The organism is Octadecabacter sp. R77987 (genome assembly GCF_042466115.1).
GTDB lineage: Bacteria > Pseudomonadota > Alphaproteobacteria > Rhodobacterales > Rhodobacteraceae > SW4.
Genome location: NZ_JAXHBQ010000001.1, coordinates 2,437,275 through 2,454,107, shown reverse-complemented (window position 1 = coordinate 2,454,107; position 16,833 = coordinate 2,437,275). Strand labels below are relative to the sequence as shown.

At 57.0% G+C, this 16,833-nt stretch carries 14 protein-coding genes and 1 pseudogene; 1 reads left to right on the top strand and 14 read right to left on the bottom strand.

All coding sequences use genetic code 11. The features are described from left to right. Positions 1-2 precede the first annotated feature (2 nt). The 12 genes and pseudogenes from rpsS to SJY21_RS12335 all read right to left on the bottom strand — a co-directional run bounded on the left by rpsS (position 3) and on the right by SJY21_RS12335 (position 10,841). Entirely contained in the window at positions 3-281 is a 279-nt protein-coding gene (gene rpsS / locus SJY21_RS12390) for a 30S ribosomal protein S19 (protein WP_148054349.1), read from the bottom strand. A 2-nt stretch (positions 282-283) separates the two neighbouring features. Continuing rightward, on the bottom strand, positions 284-1,126 hold the full coding sequence (gene rplB, locus SJY21_RS12385) for a 50S ribosomal protein L2 (protein ID WP_377511076.1): 843 nt from the start codon (positions 1,124-1,126) through the stop codon (positions 284-286). Positions 1,127-1,348: 222 nt separating this feature from the next. Next, positions 1,349-2,731, bottom strand: a complete 1,383-nt coding sequence (locus tag SJY21_RS12380) for an ATP-binding protein (RefSeq protein WP_377511073.1) — start codon at positions 2,729-2,731, stop codon at positions 1,349-1,351. 114 nt (positions 2,732-2,845) lie between these two features. Then, positions 2,846-3,142, bottom strand: a complete 297-nt coding sequence (locus tag SJY21_RS12375; RefSeq protein WP_377511070.1) for a 50S ribosomal protein L23 — start codon at positions 3,140-3,142, stop codon at positions 2,846-2,848. Further along, positions 3,139-3,756, bottom strand: coding sequence for a 50S ribosomal protein L4 (gene rplD, locus SJY21_RS12370; protein ID WP_377511067.1), 618 nt, complete (start codon positions 3,754-3,756; stop codon positions 3,139-3,141). Before rplD ends, SJY21_RS12375 begins: the two co-directional genes overlap by 4 nt. After that, positions 3,746-4,591, bottom strand: a complete 846-nt coding sequence (gene rplC, locus SJY21_RS12365) for a 50S ribosomal protein L3 (RefSeq protein ID WP_377511064.1) — start codon at positions 4,589-4,591, stop codon at positions 3,746-3,748. The genes rplD and rplC overlap by 11 nt, the downstream gene beginning before the upstream one ends. A gap of 14 nt (positions 4,592-4,605) precedes the next feature. Continuing rightward, entirely contained in the window at positions 4,606-4,917 is a 312-nt protein-coding gene (rpsJ, locus tag SJY21_RS12360; RefSeq protein WP_148054343.1) for a 30S ribosomal protein S10, read from the bottom strand. 490 nt (positions 4,918-5,407) lie between these two features. After that, positions 5,408-6,583: an elongation factor Tu gene (tuf, locus tag SJY21_RS12355; protein ID WP_377511024.1), complete on the bottom strand. Its 1,176-nt coding sequence runs from the start codon at positions 6,581-6,583 to the stop codon at positions 5,408-5,410. Between the two features lie 87 nt (positions 6,584-6,670). Further along, positions 6,671-8,798: pseudogene (fusA, locus tag SJY21_RS12350) on the bottom strand (elongation factor G). 15 nt (positions 8,799-8,813) lie between these two features. Next, a complete protein-coding gene (gene rpsG / locus SJY21_RS12345; RefSeq protein ID WP_377511061.1) occupies positions 8,814-9,284 on the bottom strand; it encodes a 30S ribosomal protein S7 in 471 nt (156 codons plus the stop codon). A 12-nt stretch (positions 9,285-9,296) separates the two neighbouring features. Next, positions 9,297-9,668 carry a 30S ribosomal protein S12 gene (gene rpsL, locus SJY21_RS12340; RefSeq protein ID WP_148054339.1) on the bottom strand — a complete coding sequence of 124 codons (372 nt, stop codon included), beginning with the start codon at positions 9,666-9,668 and terminating at the stop codon, positions 9,297-9,299. Between the two features lie 276 nt (positions 9,669-9,944). Next, a complete protein-coding gene (locus SJY21_RS12335; RefSeq protein ID WP_377511057.1) occupies positions 9,945-10,841 on the bottom strand; it encodes a DMT family transporter in 897 nt (298 codons plus the stop codon). A 59-nt stretch (positions 10,842-10,900) separates the two neighbouring features. Here SJY21_RS12335 and SJY21_RS12330 point away from each other — a divergent pair, with 59 nt between their 5' ends. Then, a complete protein-coding gene (locus SJY21_RS12330) occupies positions 10,901-11,899 on the top strand; it encodes a glycosyltransferase family 2 protein (RefSeq protein ID WP_377511054.1) in 999 nt (332 codons plus the stop codon). A 107-nt stretch (positions 11,900-12,006) separates the two neighbouring features. On the opposite strand, the gene SJY21_RS12325 is transcribed toward SJY21_RS12330, so the two are convergent. Together SJY21_RS12325 and rpoC are read right to left on the bottom strand one after the other, a co-directional pair. Next, positions 12,007-12,327, bottom strand: coding sequence for a hypothetical protein (locus tag SJY21_RS12325; protein WP_377511051.1), 321 nt, complete (start codon positions 12,325-12,327; stop codon positions 12,007-12,009). A gap of 200 nt (positions 12,328-12,527) precedes the next feature. Beyond that, positions 12,528-16,775, bottom strand: a complete 4,248-nt coding sequence (rpoC, locus tag SJY21_RS12320) for a DNA-directed RNA polymerase subunit beta' (protein WP_377511048.1) — start codon at positions 16,773-16,775, stop codon at positions 12,528-12,530. Positions 16,776-16,833: the final 58 nt, after the last annotated feature.

Sequence of the window (16,833 nt, the reverse complement as noted above, 5' to 3'; positions counted from 1 at the left end):
GCTTATTTCCGCTTCGCTTTTTTGTCGGCGGCATGGCCATAATAGGTGCGGGTCGGCGAATATTCACCGAACTTCTGACCGATCATGTCTTCCGTGACGTTGACGGGGATGTGCTTCTTGCCGTTGTAGACGCCGAACGTCAGGCCAACGAACTGAGGCAGGATGGTTGAGCGACGCGACCAGATCTTGATCACTTCGTTGCGGCCGCCTTCGCGGGACGCTTCGGCCTTCTTGAGGACATATGAGTCCACAAACGGGCCTTTCCAGACTGAACGAGACATTCTTAGCGCCCCTTCTTCTTAGCGTGACGCGAGCGGATGATCAGCTTCTGCGACGCCTTGTTCTTGTTACGGGTGCGCGCACCCTTCGTGGGCTTACCCCAAGGTGTCACAGGGTGGCGACCACCCGATGTGCGACCTTCACCACCACCGTGCGGGTGATCGACCGGGTTCATGACAACACCGCGCACAGAGGGGCGGATGCCCTTGTGACGGTTGCGACCGGCTTTCCCGAGGTTCTGGTTGGAGTTGTCAGGGTTGGACACGGCACCGACGGTGGCCATGCATTCCTGACGCACGAGGCGAAGTTCACCCGAGGACAGGCGGATCTGCGCGTAGCCACCATCACGACCAACAAACTGGGCGTAGGTGCCTGCGGCGCGGGCGATCTGCCCACCTTTGCCCGGCTTCATCTCGATGTTGTGGATGATCGTGCCGATTGGCATACCGCTGAACGGCATTGCGTTACCCGGCTTGATATCGGCCTTGGCCGATGCGACCACCTTGTCACCAACAGCAAGGCGCTGGGGGGCGAGGATATAGGCCTGCTCGCCGTCCGTGTATTGGACCAGTGCGATAAAGGCTGTGCGGTTCGGGTCATATTCGATGCGCACGACCGTGGCCGCCACATCCATTTTGTTCCGCTTGAAATCGACGATACGATAGAGACGCTTTGCGCCCCCACCGATGCGACGCATCGTGATCCGTCCGGTGTTGTTCCGTCCGCCCGATTTTGTCAGACCCTGCGTGAGGGCCTTGACGGGGCGACCTTTCCAAAGCTCCGAACGGTCGATCAGCACCAGCCCGCGCTGGCCCGGCGTCGTCGGCTTATACGACTTAAGTGCCATGTTAGCTTCTTCCGTTTGCTTGGCGGACCCCTTGCGAGGCCCTGATGTTATAGGCCCCCGTAGGTGCCCGTTTTGATTTGCATGGCGGGACAAGTCCCGCCCTACAGAGTGGCCGTAGGGCGGGGTTCAACCCGCCAAAACCACAACAACAAAGCCCCAGACGAATCTGGGGCTGAGCCGATGGGGTCTGATAGGGGGGATGGGGGGATGGGTCAAGGGTGCTTAAACCTTGTTCGCGAGCCGCCAAGAGAACTTCTTTCCGGCCACTTTCGGCGTCTGCTCAATTTGCTCGGAATCGCGCAGGCGATAAAAGACATTCTTCATTGTGTTCTCTGACTTAATACCCGTCAGCTCGCGTGCCTGCTGATTAGTTATTTCCTCGTTCGCAACAAGGAATTCGAGAACCAGTTGTTCTGGTGAAGCTAGGCTCTCGTGTGTCAGCACGACCAAAAGACCAGCGTCAGTTTCTGAAAAGATGGGCTTCTTTAGCCTCAATTTTTCCATTGCTTCAAATGCTGTATTGATTCCCTCACCCACGTCTTTATTTGGTGGGTTGTTAAATTTGTTAACCAGACGAACTATCTTGGGGTTCCGCGCAAATTGGGTTCGAGCAATGTTGGACAAGGTAACATGGCCAGGCAACTTTCCGGGGCTCTCAATTTCGACTCTATTGTCAAAAACGCGAATTTGAACGTCAGAGGCTACGTTATAGTCACGGTGCAAAATTGCGTTGGTTACCAGCTCATGCAATGCCTCTTCGGGGTAGACCACTGCCTCCATGCCCTTCGCCCCAACCTTCTGAATGCCCTCAATAATCTGACGAACTCTCTCGACTGAGTCATAAATCAGCGAGTAAACTGGTCCCTCGATGGTTTCGGGATCGGTAGCCAAGTAGTCCCGCTCAGCTTCGTCCTTTGTTTGGTAACGTAAAATCTTAACCGCCGATCTTTTTGGTAAGATCACCTGCGGAGTATCTGAGAAAAGCAATACGCCCGCAACTGTCGGGCGATTTCCGTCAAGCAGTCTTTGTTTTCCCAACCAAATCCTTGGTTCGCCGGTCGGCACAGTACCAAGCATGAACTCAATTACCGTTTCAGAATTTGAGACTTCCTCATGGTCAATATTCAGAATTTCATCCTCATATGACTTTATACCTTTGTCGAATTTCAGTCGATCAATTGCTTCTTCTGTTAGAGGTAGGTTTTGAGCGCCTTTTCGAACATATACGTTGCCATTCGTTGCTTGAACGACCTTTTGGCTCTTTTCAACTTGGATATGCAGAACGTAACCTAGTTGCTCATCTGCAATGAGAAACTGCGTCGAAATATCAGCCTCCACCGGATCGAGATCATGCAGAACTTGGTGCACGCCGTTCGCCAACTCTGGTACATCATATCCATTCCAATGGTGTTCCTTCCCCGACAGACCCTCTACTTCATCAATACCTAAGAACACTTCGCCGCCACTTGCGTTGGCGAATGCTGATATTGTCTTGCTTAAATTCGCCGGCTTCAAATCTTTGCCTTTGTAGTCGAGGAAATGCCCTTCAGTACCACCAAGTAACCTGACGGCTTCTTCGATTGTGATATTGCGAACTTCGGCCATGGGCTCTCCAATTCAAAACGACTGACCTTTATTATGATCGACTTCGAAGTCAAAAGAAAAGGCCCCACAGTTCACACTGAGGGGCCTTCTCAATTTCCAACGTTCGCTTAGTCCTTACAGACCGGTGCTCACGTCAATCGTGTTGCCTTCTTCAAGCGTCACGTAGGCTTTCTTGACGTCTTTGCGCTTGCCGAGTTGGCCGCGGAAGCGCTTGGACTTGCCTTTGGTAATCGTGGTGTTCACCGCTTTGACCTTGACCCCAAAGAGCGTCTCGACGGCCTCTTTGATCATTGGTTTGTTCGCGTCGATCGACACTTCGAAAACAACGGCGTTGGCTTCGGAAGCCATGGTTGCTTTCTCGGTGATGATCGGCTTGCGGATCACGTCGTAATGTTCTGCCTTGGTGCTCATTTCAAACGGGCCTCCAGTGCTTCGACCCCTGCTTTGGTCAACACGAGTGTGTCGCTGCGCAGGATGTCATAGACGTTTGCGCCCATTGTGGGCAGGATATCCAGGCCTTCGATGTTGCGTGCGGCGCGGAGGAAATCCTCGTTTACCGTTGCACCATCGATGATCAAGGCGCGCTTCCAGCCAAGGTTTTTCACCTGCTTGGCCAGTTCTGCCGTTTTCGCGGCAGAAGTTGCGGCTTCGATAATGACCAGCTCACCAGCCGCCTGCTTGGCGGACAGCGCGTGGCGCAGACCCAGCTTGCGGAACTTCTTGGTCAGCTCGTGGCCGTGGCTGCGTGGGGTCGGACCCTTGTAGATACCACCCGAACGGAAGATCGGAGCCGAGCGCGCGCCGTGGCGTGCGCCGCCGGTGCCCTTTTGGCGATAGATCTTCTTGGTCGAATAGCTCACCTCGCGGCGGGTCTTGACCTTGTGCGTGCCGGCTTGGGCGTTGTTACGCTGCCAGCGCACGACGCGGTGCAGGATGTCGATGCGTGGCTCAAGACCAAAGATGGCCTCGTCCAGATCAACGGAACCGGCTTTCTTGCCGTCAAGTTTGATTGCATCAGCTTTCATCAAACTCGCCTCCTTCAGCGGCATCAGCGGCCGGAGCTTCGGTTTCAGCAGCATCCAGTGCAGCCTGTTCCGCTTCAGCAGCAGCCTTTGCGGCGGCTTCTTCTTCGGCGGCGGCAGCGGCGGCGGCTTCGGCAGCCAAACGCTCGGCTTCGTCCTTCATGGACTTCAGACCAGCAGGGTAGATCACGTTTTCAGGAGTCGGCTTTTTCACCGCATCCTTGACCGTAACCCAGCCACCCTTTGAGCCGGGAACAGCGCCTTTGACCATGATCAAGCCACGGTCGGCGTCTGTGCGCACGACTTGCAGGTTTTGGGTGGTGATTTTCGCAGCACCCATGTGACCGGCCATCTTCTTGCCTTTGAACACTTTGCCCGGATCCTGACACTGGCCGGTGGACCCGTGCGAACGGTGCGAAATCGACACACCGTGCGTGGCCCGCAGACCGCCAAAGTTGTGACGCTTCATGGCACCGGCAAAGCCTTTACCAATCGACGTGCCGGACACGTCAACGAACTGACCTTCAAAGTAGTGGTTCGCAGTGATTTCTTCGCCGACCTCGATCATGTTTTCGGGGGCAACGCGGAACTCGGCGACCTTGCGCTTTGGCTCAACCTTGGCAGCGGCAAAGTGGCCGCGCATGGCTTGGCTTGTGCGCTTCACTTTGGCCGTGCCTGCACCCAACTGAACAGCTGTGTAGCCGTCAGTTTCGGTGGTGCGCTTGGCTACAACCTGAAGCTTGTCGAGTTGAAGAACGGTCACAGGAATCTGCTTGCCGTCTTCCATGAACAGGCGGGTCATCCCCACCTTTTTTGCGATAATACCGGAACGCAACATATCTGGTGCCTCCCCTATACCTTGATCTCGACGTCAACACCGGCTGCCAGGTCGAGCTTCATCAGCGCGTCCACGGTCTGGGGTGTCGGGTCGACGATATCCAGCAGACGCTTGTGCGTGCGGATTTCGAACTGATCACGGGATTTCTTGTCGATGTGGGGTCCACGCAGAACGGTGAACTTTTCGATCTTGTTCGGAAGCGGGATCGGGCCCCGGACCGAAGCACCCGTGCGCTTGGCTGTGTTGACGATTTCCAGCGTGCTGGCGTCGAGCACACGGTAATCAAAAGCCTTGAGACGGATGCGAATATTCTGGCTAGCTGCCATGATGCATATCCCTTGTCTTTGGGATCTCAACGGAGAGGAGGACAGCGGCTCATCCGGCACCCTCGTCGCGTCGTTTGGTCCAACGGAAAAGGGCACGCCGCGGCGCACCCTCGTTGGATTTGGGTTCTATAGGGGGAGTCGGCGGGTGTGGCAAGGGGAGTTTGGGATTTCCTTCGTTGACCGGATTGCGGACGAAGTGGACATTCCCCTGTTCGCGCAACTGTAAACAATAATCGCAACCGGCGCGCATGCGCCATGCCCGACCTCCCCCACGGGAGGGCATATTGCAACTTCTGCTGTGCATGGAGCGTATGTTTGACTTTTAAACTACGGCCACGACAAAACCGCGAGCCCCTCCCGAGGTCGGGCATGGCGCATGCGCGCCTATGTCCCGTTAGGGCTCAATGCTGTCCTTCGCTGCAAAAGCAAAAAACCCCCGCATTTCTGCGGGGGCCTTTTTAGTCTCGATCGGCCTTGGGGCTTGCGCCCTTTACTCGATGATCTTGGACACAACACCGGCGCCGACGGTACGGCCACCTTCGCGGATCGCGAAGCGCAGGCCGTCTTCCATGGCGATCGGGGCGATCAGTTCAACTGTGAACTTCAGGTTATCGCCGGGCATCACCATTTCCGTGCCTTCGGGCAGCACAACCGTGCCGGTCACATCCGTTGTGCGGAAGTAAAACTGCGGACGGTAGTTGGCAAAGAACGGCGTGTGACGGCCACCCTCTTCCTTGGTCAGGATATAGGCTTCGGCCTCGAACTTGGTGTGCGGGTTCACCGAACCGGGCTTGCACAGAACCTGACCACGCTCAACGCCGTCACGGTCGATCCCGCGCAGCAGAACACCAACGTTGTCACCAGCTTCACCGCGATCCAGCAGCTTGCGGAACATTTCAACGCCTGTGCAGGTCGTCTTGCCCGTGTCGCGGATGCCCACGATCGACAGTTCGTCGCCCACGTTCACAACGCCGCGTTCGATACGGCCGGTCACAACCGTGCCGCGGCCCGAGATCGAGAACACATCTTCGATCGGCATCAGGAACGGCTGGTCAACAGCGCGCGCAGGGGTCGGGATGTAGCTGTCGACAGCTTCCATCAGCGCCTTGATCGAGTTCGCGCCGATCTCTTCGTCGCGCCCTTCCATGGCCGCAAGCGCCGAGCCGCGGATGATCGGGATATCGTCGCCGGGGTATTCATACGACGACAGCAACTCGCGGATTTCCATTTCCACCAGTTCCAGAAGTTCCTCGTCGTCAACCTGATCGACCTTGTTCATGTAAACGACCATGTAGGGAATGCCCACCTGGCGGCCCAGCAGGATGTGCTCGCGCGTTTGCGGCATCGGGCCGTCAGCGGCGTTCACAACCAGGATCGCGCCGTCCATCTGCGCCGCACCCGTGATCATGTTCTTCACATAGTCGGCGTGGCCGGGGCAATCAACGTGCGCATAGTGGCGCGTCTCGGTCTCATACTCGACGTGCGCCGTCGAGATCGTGATCCCGCGGGCCTTCTCCTCGGGCGCGCCGTCAATCTGGTCATACGCCTGAAAATCACCGAAATACTTCGTGATCGCTGCCGTCAACGTCGTCTTGCCGTGGTCAACGTGACCAATCGTGCCGATGTTCACGTGCGGTTTGGTGCGGGCAAACTTTTCCTTAGCCATGGTGGCCTCCTTAGATTTTTGTGTCGCTGTGGGCCAAGGCCCAGGTTACGGTTTTGGGATGGGTGGGCATCGCTGCCCACCGCTGAATTATGCGAATTTCGCCTGGATCTCTTCGGAGATGTTGGACGGAACCGGTTCGTAGTGGTCAAACTGCATCGTAAAGTTGGCACGGCCCGAAGACATGGACCGCAACGTGTTGATGTAGCCGAACATGTTGGCCAGCGGCACGAAGCAATTGATCGCAACCGCGTTGCCGCGAGGTTCCTGACCCGTCACCTGACCACGACGCGATGTCAGATCGCCGATGATGCCGCCGGTATATTCTTCGGGCGTCACAACTTCGACTTTCATCACAGGCTCCAGCAGTTTCGCGCCGGCCTTTTTCATGGCTTCGCGCATCCACTGACGTGCGGCGATTTCAAACGCCAGCACCGAGGAGTTCAACATCGTGGAACTTGCCGTCGATCAGGGCGACCTTGAAGTCGATGACGGGGAAGCCAGCCAGCGGGCCGCTATCCATAACCGATTTCACACCCTTTTCGACACCGGGGATGTATTCCTTGGGAACTGCACCACCAACGATACGGCTTTCGAACGAGAAACCTTCGCCCGGTTCGGTCGGGGTGATGATCATCTTCACCTCGGCGAACTGACCTGACCCACCAGATTGCTTCTTGTGGGTATAGGTGTGCTCGGCTTCGCGCGAAATCGTTTCGCGGTAGGCAACCTGCGGCGCACCGATGTTGGCTTCGACCTTGAATTCACGCTTGAGACGATCCACCAGAATATCGAGGTGAAGTTCGCCCATGCCCTTCATGATGGTCTGACCTGATTCCAGATCGGTTTCCACGCGGAACGACGGATCTTCGGCGGCCAGACGGGCCAGACCCTGCGACATTTTCTCTTGGTCGGCTTTGGTCTTGGGCTCAACGGCGATTTCGATAACCGGATCGGGGAACGTCATCGTTTCCAGAACAACGGGGTCTTTGTCGTCGCACAGGGTATCCCCTGTTGTCGTGTCCTTGAGACCTGCAAGCGCGATAATGTCGCCGGCAAATGCTTCTTCGATTTCCTCGCGGTTGATCGAGTGCATCATCATCATCCGGCCCACGCGCTCTTTCTTGCCTTTGGTAGAGTTGAGCATCGTGTCGCCCTTCTTGAGCACGCCCGAATAGATGCGCGTGAAGGTCAGCGAGCCGACAAAAGGGTCGTTCATGATTTTGAAGGCAAGGCCCGAAAACGCCATGTCATCATCCGCACGGCGCGGGATGTCACGTGTTTCGGTTTCGTCACCGGGTTTGAAGCCCATGTAATCGACAACGTCCAGCGGGCTGGGCAGATAGTCGATCACGGCGTTCAACAAAGGCTGCACGCCCTTGTTCTTGAATGCCGAACCACAAAGCACAGGGATGAACTTGATGGCCAGCGTGCCCTTGCGGATCAGCGTGCGCAGTTCCTCAACGGAAGGCTCGGCGCCGTCCATGAGGTAGTTTTCCATCGCATCGTCGTCCATTTCAACGGCGGTTTCGATCAGCTTGGCGCGCCATTCGGCAGCCTGCTCCTTGAGGCTGTCCCGAATTTCACGCTGTTCCCAAGATGCACCAAGGTCTTCACCAGCCCAGACCCATTCTTTCATCGTGACCAGATCGACCATGCCTTCCAGCTCGGTCTCGGCCCCGATCGGGATCTGGATCGGTGCGGGTGTGGCACCTGTGCGGTCCTTGATCATGTGAACGCAGTTGAAGAAGTCAGCGCCGATCTTGTCCATCTTGTTGACGAACACGATGCGCGGCACCTTGTAGCGGTCAGCCTGACGCCACACGGTTTCGGTCTGCGGTTCAACACCGGCGTTGGCGTCCAGAACGGCAACCGCGCCGTCAAGCACAGCCAGCGAACGTTCAACTTCGATTGTGAAGTCAACGTGGCCGGGGGTGTCGATGATGTTCATGCGGAACTTGGTGTCCGACGTCGCATCGGCGGTCGGTTCTTCCTGACGCTGCCAGAAAGTTGTTGTCGCAGCCGAGGTAATCGTGATGCCACGTTCCTGTTCCTGCTCCATCCAGTCCATCGTTGCTGCGCCGTCGTGGACTTCGCCGATGTTGTGGGACTTGCCGGTGTAGAAAAGGATACGTTCCGAGCAGGTGGTCTTACCCGCGTCGATGTGCGCCATGATGCCAAAGTTGCGGTAACGTGCGAGGGGATAATCGCGTGCCATTTTGGTGCTTTCCTCTTACCAGCGGTAGTGGCTGAACGCTTTGTTCGCGTCGGCCATTTTGTGGGTGTCTTCGCGCTTTTTCACGGCGGTGCCGCGGCCGTTGACTGCATCGAGCATTTCACCGGCAAGGCGTTCTTCCATCGTGTTTTCGTTGCGCTTTTTCGCGGCGGCAATCAACCAGCGGATCGCCAGGGCTTCGCGGCGTTCAGGGCGAACTTCGACGGGCACCTGATAGGTTGCACCACCTACGCGGCGCGAACGCACTTCGACGGATGGTTTGATCAGATCAAGACCCTCGTGGAAGACTTCCAGCGGAGACTTTTTCAGTTTTTCTTCAACGCGGTCGAATGCGTTGTAAACGATCCGTTCGGCGACGGATTTCTTACCGTCAACCATCAGGTTGTTCATGAATTTGGTCAGTACCTTATCGCCAAACTTGGCGTCGGGCAGGATCTCGCGTTTTTCAGCGGCGTGACGACGTGACATGCTATCTTTTCCTTACTTCGGACGCTTCGCGCCGTACTTCGAACGACGTTGCTTACGGTCTTTGACGCCCTGAGTATCCAGAACACCGCGCAGGATGTGGTAACGCACACCGGGAAGGTCTTTTACACGGCCGCCACGGATCAGAACCACAGAGTGCTCCTGAAGGTTGTGGCTTTCGCCGCCGATGTAGCTGATGACCTCAAAACCATTTGTCAGGCGCACTTTGGCAACCTTACGCATGGCCGAGTTCGGCTTTTTCGGTGTCGTTGTGTAAACACGGGTGCAAACGCCGCGTTTTTGTGGACACTGCTCCAAGTGCTGCGACTTGGAGACTTTACGTTTTGGCTGACGCGGTTTGCGGATCAGCTGCTGAATCGTTGGCATTGGGCTTTGTTCCCCGTTCCTACACATGTGTGCGGCCCCGCAGGTCCGCGTTTCGATTGGTTCGCATTACGCGATCGCATAACACAAAAAACCCGCAGTCGTTCCCTTACCGGAGGAACGGTGCGGTGGGTATACAGAGGATCGGGACAATAAAGGCGTCCAGATCTTGACCACTTCAACTTTGATGTCTGGACACAAACGGGAATTACCCCAGCCCAAGTGCGCGCTTCATAGGGGGAGTCGGATAAGGTGTCAACAGCGGGTAGCCTGCATGCGCTAGCGGACGCGCAGGCCGATCGTGGGCGTTTGCGCATTGCGTTCGCGGTAAAGCGTAAAGAGCCCCGTTCCCACGACAATCGCAGCACCCAGCATCGTCAGCCAGTTGGGCCATTCGTCAAAGAACACGAACCCAAGGATCAATGCGACCAGAAGGCTGGTATAGCGGAACGGCGCAACAAAACCGATGTCCCCGCCCCGCATCGCCGTCACGGCCGAGATGTAGCCAACAGCCAGACAACCCGCTGCACCGGCCATTTGCATGACGGCCTTGCCGCTTGGTGTGACCCATGTTTCGCCGGTTCCCGCAACCAGGGCCACCGCCGTTACACCGACAGCGGCGACAAGCGCCACAAGGATCGAAGGCACAGTAGCCGTCAACTTGCGCGCGGCAAGGTCGCGCACGGTAACGGCGATGACGGCAGCAATACCAAGAACGGAATAGATGCTGAAACCGTCCGTGCCCGGCTGCACGATCATGATCACCCCGACAAAGCCGACAAGGATCGCCGTCAACCGCCGCCACCCCACGGATTCCCGCAGGAAAAGGGCCGCCGCCAAAGTCACGGTCAAGGGGAGGGCTTGCAAAATGGCCGACAGGTTCGCGATGGGCATCTTGAACAACGCAGTTAGGAACAGCACGGTGCCAATTGCCTCGGCCGCGGTGCGCAACAATACCAGCCCCCAATCGCGTCTTGCCGCGCGCAGTGTAAAGTTGCCCCAAACCAGCGCGACGACGACCAGCACAGCGGTAATCATCATGCCACGCAGCGCAATCGCCTGAAAGAACGGCACCTCGTCGGACGCGCCCTTCATCAGCGCATCGTTCACTGTGAACGCTGACATCGACAGCATCATCAAAATCGCGGCGCGCATATTGTCTGAAAGGGCGTTCATGATTTTCGGTAGCAGCGGTTGGCGATGGACGCCAGAGAAATTGCATGTTTGTCTGTGGCATGGCCGATGGATCAGAAAAGATCACCGTTTTCGGTGCGATGCGCAACGAGGGCCCGTTCATCATTGAATGGGTCTGCTGGTATCGCATGCTGGGATTTGAGGTGCTCATCGCCACAAACGATTGCACCGATCATTCGGTGGCTTTGCTGGATCGGCTGGCCGAAGAAGGCTGGCTGACCCATATCACCCATACCCCCGAAGACCGGCAACCGCCCAAGCAATCCGCGCACCGTGCCGGGCTGGCGCATCCGCTGATGCAGGATGCTGACTGGGCGATGGTCTGTGATGTTGATGAGTTCCTGGTTCTTCACGAAGGCGATGGCACGATCCAAAGTTACCTGGCGGGCCGCGACACTGATGTTGCCGGCATCTGCTTTAGCTGGATGTGTTTCGGTGCCGGCGGCTGGAAGCGCTATCATGACGGGCTTGTGCATCGCCAGTTCCGCCGCCGTGGCCCCGAAAGCCAGCGCGTGAACATGCCCTTCAAGTCATTGTTCAAGACCCCTGCCCGCTACCGCCGTCTGAACGCCCATGCGCCCAGCGGCTTTGATGGCGATCGCAGCTTGCCCGAAAACCGCTGGATTGATGGGGCGGGCCGCCCGATCCAGAAATTCGTCGAGACAGATCAGCCGATCCACCACCTGTCGCCCGACCAGATCACGCATGTCAGCGCACAGATGAACCACTATGTGATCCGCTCCGAGGAAAGCTTTGACATCAAGCGCGGCAAGCCCAGCGCCAGCGCGCTGAAAGACCGCTACACCGACCAGTTCTACCGCGCCCGCAATCGTAACGGGTTCAAGGACATCACGGCCTACAAATACGCCGAAAGCTTTGATCTTATCCACGACGCCGCGATGGCCCTACCCGACGTGGCGCGGCTTCATCACCTGTGCTGTGCGGACTACGTTGAAACGCTTTGCGCGCATCAGGGCGTTGACCATCACGCCGATGAGCGTTGGGTGAAACACCGGGACGCAGCGAACAGCGCGAGGTGAGTAAGAAATAGGCGGATACAAGGTGTCGGCTTTGCGGGACGAAGTTGCCGTTCAATGAGATTAGACCAATGACCGGTCAGCCCGCGTTGTATCGGTCAGTGATCGCTTCAAGGAAGGTATTCTGGAGCGACGGCCTGTAAGAACCCCACGACCAAAAATAGTGCTACGAAACTCACCACAACATATGCGATTGCCCTAAGCCACTTACGACGCAACTCAGGAAATATTTCACCTGCGATAAAGCGGCCAAAGTTGTTTTGTGGGCTTTTCTGATTGCCCAGAGCCTTCCACGGAACATGCGCACTTTCCCAGTCTGACACCCCAAATACAGTGAATATGACTTTTGCCTGCCAAAAGAAGGCGATACCAAACGCGATCACGGCATTAAGAGCTAGTGCAATAGTGAGGCAAAAGACTACGACAGACATGCATCAGTCTTACTCACCAAATGCTGATCCTTCAATCCGCACTGCGGACATTCGTACAACTCGCAGCATTAGTCAAAATGGGCTCGTTGCAGACATTCTCATTCCTTTATGCCATTGCAGCATCGCCTGTTGTGTTTGGTATGAGCCCAAAAAAAGGCCCCCGCGATTGCAGGGGCCTTTTTCAATTTATGTGACGCGCTTTATTCGTCGCGGCTTTCGGGGGTGTCGACGATCATGGAGTCGAACTCGTCGCCGCCGACAACGTCTTCGGCCACAGGTGCGGCCAATGCGGCGGCCTGTTCGGCCTCCTCGCGGCGCGCCTGAATGACGACGTTGTCACGCTCGGTCGCGATGCGTGTCACGTTCTGGGTCGCGCCACCTGTGCCCGCCGGAATGAGGCGACCAACGATGACGTTTTCCTTGAGGCCGACCAGCTTGTCACGCTTGCCCTGAACCGATGCTTCGGTCAGCACGCGCGTGGTTTCCTGGAACGACGCCGCCGAGATAAAGCTGCGGGTCTGCAGCGATGCCTTGGTGATACCCAACAGGATCGGTTCGCCCGTTGCCGGACGGGCGCCGCGCTTGATTGCCTTTGCGTTGGCTTCATCAAACTCGGCCTTGTCCACGTTTTCACCTTTCAGAAGCGTGGTCTCACCACTGTCCTGAATTTCCCATTTCTGGAGCATCTGGCGCACGATGACTTCGATGTGCTTGTCGTTGATCTTAACGCCTTGCAAACGATACACGTCCTGCACCTCGTCGATCATATAGTCGGCAAGCGCCTCGACACCCATGACCGCAAGAATATCGTGCGGGGCCGGGTTGCCATCCATGATGTAGTCACCCTTCTGGACGAAATCGCCTTCCACGACGGGAATGTGTTTGCCCTTGGGCACCATGTATTCGACCTTGATGTCCTGATCTTCGGACGATTCAATCGCGATACGGCGCTTGTTCTTGTAGTCCTTGCCAAAGCGCACGTAACCATCGATTTCGGCGATGATCGCGTGATCCTTGGGGCGACGTGCCTCGAACAATTCCGCAACCCGTGGCAGACCACCGGTGATGTCCTTGGTCTTGGCGCCTTCGCGCGGGATGCGCGCGACAACGTCACCGGCCTTGATTTCCTGACCATCTTCGACAGACAGAACCGCGTCGACCGACATGGTATAGGCGACGGGGTTGCCATCATCCTTGGCCACAACTTCGCCGTCGGCACCCACAACAATGATCTTGGGGGCCAGCTCGTTGCCCTTGGGGGCAGCGCGCCAGTCCGACACGATCTTTTGGGTCATACCGGTTGCGTCATCGGTTTCCTCGCGCACGGCAATACCGTTCACAAGGTCGACGTATTTGGCCGTGCCCGACTTTTCGGCGATGATCGGCAGGGTGTAGGGATCCCATTCAAACATCTTGTCGCCGCGCAGGATCTTGCCGCCGTCCTTGACGAACACCTTGGAACCGTAACCGACCTTGTGGTTGGCAAGTTCCTCGCCGTTGTCGTCCATGATCGCCAGAACCATATTGCGGCCCATGACAACCTGCTCGCCAGCTTGGTTTTCAAGCAGGCTAGCATTGCGCAGTTCGACTTTACCGGACTGGCTTGCTTCGAGGAAGGACTGCTGGCCACCCTGGGCAACACCACCGATGTGGAATGTCCGCATCGTCAGCTGTGTCCCGGGTTCACCGATGGACTGCGCTGCGATGATACCCACAGCCTCGCCCTGGTTCACCATCGTGCCGCGGGCAAGGTCGCGCCCGTAACACGCCGCACAGACGCCGTCTTCGGCCTCGCAGGTCAGCGGGCTGCGGATACGCATCTTGGCGATATTGGCAGCGTCGATGATATCGGCAGTGCGTTCGTCGATCAGTTCGCCTTGCTTGACCAGCACCTCGTCTGTGCCGGGCTTGAGGACGTCATCAGCCGACACACGGCCCAGCACACGCTCGGCCAGAGACGACACGACTTCACCATCATTGACAGCCGCTTCGGCGGTGATCGCACGCTCGGTTCCGCAATCATGCTCGCGCACGATGCAGTCTTGGGCAACGTCCACCAGACGACGGGTCAGATATCCCGAGTTGGCCGTTTTCAACGCCGTATCCGACAGACCCTTGCGGGCACCGTGGGTCGAGTTGAAGTATTCCAGAACGTTCAGGCCTTCTTTGAAGTTCGAGATGATAGGCGTTTCGATAATCTCGCCGTTCGGCTTGGCCATCAATCCGCGCATCCCGCCCAGCTGCTTCATCTGCGTCACAGAACCACGCGCACCCGAGTGGGCCATCATGTAAACCGAGTTCGGCTCGTTTTCGGCACCGTTTTCATCACGGCCATTGTCCGAAATCGTGGACATCATCGCTTCGGTGACTTTGTCGTTGGCCTTGGACCAAGCATCGACGACTTTGTTGTATTTTTCGCCCTGTGTGATCAGGCCGTCCATATACTGCTGTTCAAAGTCCTTGACCTGATCGCGTGTTTCATCGACCAGCGCCCATTTGGTGTCAGGCACAACCATGTCGTCCTTACCAAACGAAATGCCGGCGCGGAATGCCTCGCGAAAGCCCATCGTCATGATCTGGTCACAGAAGATGACGCTCTCTTTCTGGCCGCAATACCGGTAAACGGTGTCAATGATCTGCTGCACTTCTTTCTTGCGCAACAGACGGTTGACCAGCTCGAACGGTGCCTTGGCATTGAGCGGCAACAGCGCGCCCAGACGCAGACGGCCCGGCGTGGTTTCAAAACGCTTGACGATTTCGTTGCCGGTCTCGTCGATCTGGGTGACGCGGGCCTGGATCTTGGCGTGCAGGTGCACAGTGCCATTGGCCAGCGCGTGTTCCACTTCCTCGATCGAACCGAATGCCATGCCTTCGCCGGTCATGCCTTCGCGCTCGATGGTCGTGTAATACAGACCAAGGATCATATCCTGCGAGGGCACGATGATTGGCGCGCCGTTGGCAGGCGACAGCACGTTGTTCGTGGACATCATCAAAACGCGCGCTTCCAGCTGTGCCTCAAGGGACAGCGGGACGTGCACGGCCATCTGGTCACCGTCAAAGTCGGCGTTAAAGGCCGAACAGACCAGCGGGTGAAGCTGGATCGCCTTGCCTTCGATCAGAACAGGTTCGAACGCCTGAATGCCAAGACGGTGCAGCGTTGGCGCACGGTTCAGCATGACAGGGTGTTCGCGGATCACTTCGTCAAGGATATCCCAGACTTCGGGACGTTCCTTTTCGACCAGTTTCTTGGCCTGCTTGACGGTCGAGGACAGCCCCTTGGCTTCAAGGCGCGAATAGATGAACGGCTTGAACAGTTCGAGCGCCATCTTTTTCGGCAGCCCGCACTGGTGCAGTTTCAATTCCGGCCCGGTCACGATGACCGAACGACCGGAAAAGTCGACGCGCTTGCCCAAAAGGTTCTGACGGAAGCGGCCCTGCTTGCCTTTCAGCATGTCGGACAGCGATTTAAGCGGGCGCTTGTTGGCACCGGTGATCACGCGGCCACGGCGGCCGTTGTCAAACAGCGCATCCACGGATTCCTGCAACATACGCTTTTCGTTGCGCACGATGATGTCAGGCGCGCGCAGTTCGATCAGACGCTTGAGACGGTTGTTCCGGTTGATCACACGACGATAGAGATCGTTCAGATCGGACGTGGCAAAGCGGCCACCATCCAGCGGCACCAGCGGGCGCAATTCTGGTGGAATGACCGGCACGACTGTCAGGATCATCCATTCCGGACGGTTGCCGGATTCAATGAACGACTCAACGATCTTCAGACGTTTGATGATCTTCTTGGGCTTCAACTCACCCGTTGCCACGGCCAGATCGGCGCGCAGCGTTTCGGCTTCGCCTTCAAGGTCGATTGCGGCCAGCATTTCGCGGATCGCTTCGGCGCCGATGTTGGCAGTGAAAGCATCCATGCCATACACATCTTGCGCATCAAGGAACTCTTCCTCGTTCATCAACTGACCATATGTCAGGTCAGTGAGGCCCGGTTCGATCACAACGTAGTTTTCGAAATAGAGGATGCGTTCCAGATCGCGCAGGGTCATGTCCAGCATCAGGCCGATGCGCGATGGCAGCGACTTGAGGAACCAGATGTGCGCCACGGGCGAGGCGAGTTCAATGTGGCCCATGCGTTCGCGACGGACCTTTTGCAGCGTCACTTCGACACCGCATTTTTCGCAGACGACGCCGCGATACTTCATGCGCTTGTATTTGCCGCACAGGCATTCGTAGTCCTTGATCGGGCCAAAGATACGCGCACAGAACAAGCCGTCACGCTCAGGCTTGAACGTGCGGTAGTTGATGGTCTCGGGCTTCTTAATCTCGCCAAAGGACCACGACAGGATCCGTTCGGGCGATGCCAGCGACACCTTGATTTCGTCAAACGTTTTCGCCGGTGTGAGCGGGTTAAACGGGTTGTTTGTAAGTTCCTGGTTCATATCGATACCTTTTCAGTATGGCGGGAGGTGGGACGCCAGACTTTCGCTGAAAGTCTGG

Coding starts and splice junctions, on each gene's coding strand:
- SJY21_RS12380 (WP_377511073.1), bottom strand. CDS start 2,731: ATGGCCGAAGTTCGCAATATCACAATCGAAGAAGCCGTCAGGTTACTT.
- rpsL (WP_148054339.1), bottom strand. CDS start 9,668: ATGCCAACGATTCAGCAGCTGATCCGCAAACCGCGTCAGCCAAAACGT.
- SJY21_RS12335 (WP_377511057.1), bottom strand. CDS start 10,841: ATGAACGCCCTTTCAGACAATATGCGCGCCGCGATTTTGATGATGCTG.
- rpsJ (WP_148054343.1), bottom strand. CDS start 4,917: ATGGCAGCTAGCCAGAATATTCGCATCCGTCTCAAGGCTTTTGATTAC.
- rpoC (WP_377511048.1), bottom strand. CDS start 16,775: ATGAACCAGGAACTTACAAACAACCCGTTTAACCCGCTCACACCGGCG.
- SJY21_RS12330 (WP_377511054.1), top strand. CDS start 10,901: ATGGCCGATGGATCAGAAAAGATCACCGTTTTCGGTGCGATGCGCAAC.
- rplD (WP_377511067.1), bottom strand. CDS start 3,756: ATGAAAGCTGATGCAATCAAACTTGACGGCAAGAAAGCCGGTTCCGTT.
- tuf (WP_377511024.1), bottom strand. CDS start 6,583: ATGGCTAAGGAAAAGTTTGCCCGCACCAAACCGCACGTGAACATCGGC.
- rpsS (WP_148054349.1), bottom strand. CDS start 281: ATGTCTCGTTCAGTCTGGAAAGGCCCGTTTGTGGACTCATATGTCCTC.
- SJY21_RS12325 (WP_377511051.1), bottom strand. CDS start 12,327: ATGTCTGTCGTAGTCTTTTGCCTCACTATTGCACTAGCTCTTAATGCC.
- rpsG (WP_377511061.1), bottom strand. CDS start 9,284: ATGTCACGTCGTCACGCCGCTGAAAAACGCGAGATCCTGCCCGACGCC.
- rplB (WP_377511076.1), bottom strand. CDS start 1,126: ATGGCACTTAAGTCGTATAAGCCGACGACGCCGGGCCAGCGCGGGCTG.
- SJY21_RS12375 (WP_377511070.1), bottom strand. CDS start 3,142: ATGAGCACCAAGGCAGAACATTACGACGTGATCCGCAAGCCGATCATC.
- rplC (WP_377511064.1), bottom strand. CDS start 4,591: ATGTTGCGTTCCGGTATTATCGCAAAAAAGGTGGGGATGACCCGCCTG.